The sequence below is a fragment of the Streptomyces sp. NPDC002785 genome, assembly GCF_040295565.1.
Taxonomy (GTDB): domain Bacteria; phylum Actinomycetota; class Actinomycetes; order Streptomycetales; family Streptomycetaceae; genus Streptomyces.
In genome coordinates, this window is the sequence record NZ_JBEOVN010000367.1 from 1 (window position 1) to 3,179 (window position 3,179).

The window sequence follows — 3,179 nt, forward strand, 5'->3', positions numbered from 1 at the left end:
TCCGAGATCTTCACGACGGCCGAGGACAACCAGCCGTCCGTGCAGATCCAGGTCTACCAGGGCGAGCGCGAGATCGCGGCGTACAACAAGAAGCTCGGAATGTTCGAGCTGACCGGCCTGCCGCCGGCCCCGCGTGGTGTCCCGCAGATCGAGGTCGCCTTCGACATCGACGCGAACGGCATCATGCACGTCGCCGCCAAGGACCTCGGCACCGGCAAGGAGCAGAAGATGACCGTCACCGGCGGCTCCTCGCTGCCGAAGGGCGACATCGACCGCATGGTGCGCGAGGCCGAGCAGCACGCGGAGGAGGACCGGCAACGCAAGGAGGCCGCCGAAACCCGCAATCAGGCAGAGACCCTCGTCTACCAGACCGAGAAGTTGCTGCAGGACAACGCGGACAAGATCCCCGGTGATGTGAAGACGGAGGTGGAGACCGCGCTCGCCGAGCTGAAGGAGAAGCTCAAGGGCGAGGACACCGCCGAGATCCGTACCGCCACCGAGAAGGCAAGTGCGGCCGCGCAGCGGATCGGCACCGCCCTGTATGCGCAGGCTCAGGGCCAAGTCGCTGAAGGTGGCACGGCCGGCGGCACAACCGGTGGCCGGGGCACCGGCGAGGAGGACGTCGTCGATGCGGAGATCGTCGATGACGAGCAACAGGGAGGCACCGGATGAGCAAAGAGCTGCACCCCAAGGATCAGGGTGAGCGGGCCCCCGTGGTGGTGCGCGACCTGCGCAGGAACGACCCGGTCACGCTCCGGGCCCGACGACGCCAGGATGCGAAAGGGCCGGTCGGGTCCGGTCCGGCCGGCGTCAGTGAGGCACGCTCGGAATCCAGCCGGGCCGATCCGGCGGATGCCACGCGGCTGCGTGAGCGGATCGCGGAGCTGACCGAGGATCTGCAGCGGGTGAAGGCCGAGTACGACAACTACCGTAAGCGGGTGCGCCGCGACCGCCTGGCCATACGGGAGATCGCGGTGGTCAATGTCCTCACCGGCCTGCTTCCGGTCCTGGACGCCGTGGACGACGCGCGTCGGCAGGACGACGGCAACGGCGCCGTGGAGGTCATCTCCGGCGTACTCCAGGAGCGGCTGGCGGCGCTGGGGCTGCGGACCGTCGGTGCAGCGGGTGAGCCCTTCGACCCCGACATGCATGAGGCATGCACCTACCACGCCTCGGGCGCGGCCCAGGAAGCCGTATGCACCGCGGTCCTGCGGCACGGTTACCGGGTCGGCGACCACCTCCTGCGCCCGGCCCAGGTAGCGGTGGCAGGCCCCGCCCCTGCCGCATAGCCCTGCTTGAGCAATTCCCACAACCACCGGAGTTCCAGCAGCGACCAGCTCGCCGTAGGAGCGCTGTCGAGGGGTGACGAGGATGAGGCGGCCGTCGGCCGCGACCCACCCATCGGGCACGCGGCGGCCGGTCGCGGAATCCAAGCCCCCTTCGCGCCCGGAGGAGTTCGTCGGCAGGCATCTGTCGAGCCGATCGATCGTCCGTGGGTTCGTGCCTGCCAACTCCGGGATCACCGAGGCAATCGCGGTGAGCTCCTGTGACATACGCGTGACAGCCGAAGATGGTGTGATGTGCCGGGCCGCATCATGGGAGACGATCTCCTTCGGTCCTTCCTCGGAAAGGTTCTCCATGTCTGATCGCGCCTACGTAAACCGTGGGTCTCTGTTCGCGGTGAGCGACCTTCACGTCGCGATGGCGGACAATCGCCCCATCATCGAGTCCTTGCGGCCGGATTCGGACGAGGACTGGCTCATCGTCGCCGGTGATGTCGCGGAGCGGGTCGAGGACGTGGAGTGGGCGCTGCGGCTGCTCGCGGACCGGTACGCCCGGGTGATCTGGACCCCCGGTAACCATGAGCTGTGGACGACCAAGGACGACGCGGTCCAGTTGAGGGGCCGGGAACGGTACGAGCATCTGGTCGAGCTGTGCCGGAGCCTCGGGGTGTCCACTCCGGAGGACCCCTATCCGCTGTGGCCCGGTCCCGAAGGTCCGGTGGCCGTCGCGCCCGTGTTCGTGCTGTACGACTACAGCTTCCGGGCGCCGGGCACGACGACCAAGGAGGAGTCCCTGGCGTACGCGCACGAGACGGGGGTGGTGTGCACCGACGAGTTCTTGCTGCACCCCGACCCGTACCCGAGCCGTGACGCCTGGTGCCGGGCGCGGGTGGCGGAGACCGAGCGGCGTCTCGTGGCGCACGATCCGGAGACACCGCTGGTTATCGCCGGTCACTGGCCCCTGGTCCGCGAACCGATGGCCGTCCTGACGTATCCCGAGTTCGCCCAGTGGTGCGGCACGGAACTCACCGCCGACTGGCACCGGCGCTTCAATGTGGCGGCCATGGTCTACGGCCATCTGCACATCCCCCGTACGACCTGGTACGACGGGGTGCGCTTCGAGGAGGTCTCCATCGGTTATCCCAGGGAATGGCGCAAGCGGGGCCACCCCAAGGGGCTCCTGCGGCGGATCCTCCCGTACGACGACGGCGTCACCGGGCCGGCGCCGGTCAGCGATGGCTCAGCACGTTGATCACCCGGCCGTTGGGGTCGCGCACGAAGAAGCGGCGAACGCCCCATTCCTCGTCCTGCAACGGGTACACAATCTCCGCGCCGCTCTCCTGTATGGCGGCGTAGGCCGCGTCCACGTCCTCCACCTCCATGCTCATGTCCGGTGTGACCGGGGCGGTTGCGTCAGCCTTCATGACGCTGATCTGGGCAGAGGGGTGGGAGGGCGAGGCCAGCGTCATGATCCAGCCGTGGTTCATGATCTCCTGGAGGCCCAGCAAGCCGTAGAACTCCGCGTTCCGCTTCATCGCCGCGGTGGTGGCGGCGTTGACGTCGACGCCGGCGTCCGATTCGGCCCCGGGGCCCATGATGGTCCGAATGTTGGGGACGATCCTGCGGACGGACATCGGCAACTCCTGTCTCGGGACTGACGCTGTGCCACCGGGCCCGGCGCGGATCGGATGACCGGTGGCCGTCCCGGTTTCGTCATCCGCCACATCGTGCGCCACCGCATGGGCTGCCGCCGCCCGCACGGCGTACGGACCCCCTCGGCGAAGCCGCCCCCCTTGCCGGTCGGTCTAAGACCGACCGGCACATGGGGGGCGGCGTCGCGGGGCTGGGTACGCACATCTGCCGCGTTGTCGTCAATCACCATGGCTCCGCCATGCC

At 68.6% G+C, this 3,179-nt stretch carries 4 protein-coding genes and 1 pseudogene; 3 read left to right on the forward strand and 2 right to left on the reverse strand.

Annotation, left to right across the window (positions count from 1 at the left end; translation table 11 throughout):
• The 3 genes from ABTZ94_RS36975 to ABTZ94_RS36985 all read left to right on the forward strand — a co-directional run.
• Positions 1-672, forward strand: a 672-nt coding sequence (locus ABTZ94_RS36975; protein WP_351207761.1) for an Hsp70 family protein, incomplete at its 5' end; no start/stop codon positions are given.
• Positions 669-1,289 (forward strand): nucleotide exchange factor GrpE, encoded by a 621-nt coding sequence (gene grpE, locus ABTZ94_RS36980; RefSeq protein ID WP_351207763.1) that lies wholly within the window; start codon positions 669-671, stop codon positions 1,287-1,289. The genes ABTZ94_RS36975 and grpE, both read left to right, overlap by 4 nt.
• 349 nt (positions 1,290-1,638) lie before the next feature.
• The gene (locus ABTZ94_RS36985; RefSeq protein WP_351207765.1) at positions 1,639-2,535 is read left to right on the forward strand and encodes a metallophosphoesterase family protein; all 897 of its coding nucleotides are present in this window, start codon (positions 1,639-1,641) and stop codon (positions 2,533-2,535) included.
• Here ABTZ94_RS36985 and ABTZ94_RS36990 read toward each other — a convergent pair.
• Together ABTZ94_RS36990 and ABTZ94_RS36995 are read right to left on the reverse strand one after the other, a co-directional pair.
• A complete protein-coding gene (locus ABTZ94_RS36990) occupies positions 2,513-2,818 on the reverse strand; it encodes a VOC family protein (RefSeq protein ID WP_502967375.1) in 306 nt (101 codons plus the stop codon). The two genes, ABTZ94_RS36985 and ABTZ94_RS36990, sit on opposite strands and share 23 nt — an antisense overlap.
• Positions 2,819-2,970: 152 nt before the next feature.
• Positions 2,971-3,072 (reverse strand): annotated as a pseudogene (locus ABTZ94_RS36995) (glycosyltransferase family 2 protein); the annotation flags it as partial.
• Positions 3,073-3,179: the final 107 nt, after the last annotated feature.

Excerpts from the sequence above, each read along its gene's own strand:
- grpE (WP_351207763.1), top strand. The coding sequence starts at position 669 with ATGAGCAAAGAGCTGCACCCCAAGGATCAGGGTGAGCGGGCCCCCGTG.
- ABTZ94_RS36985 (WP_351207765.1), top strand. The coding sequence starts at position 1,639 with ATGTCTGATCGCGCCTACGTAAACCGTGGGTCTCTGTTCGCGGTGAGC.
- ABTZ94_RS36990 (WP_502967375.1), bottom strand. The coding sequence starts at position 2,818 with ATGAAGCGGAACGCGGAGTTCTACGGCTTGCTGGGCCTCCAGGAGATC.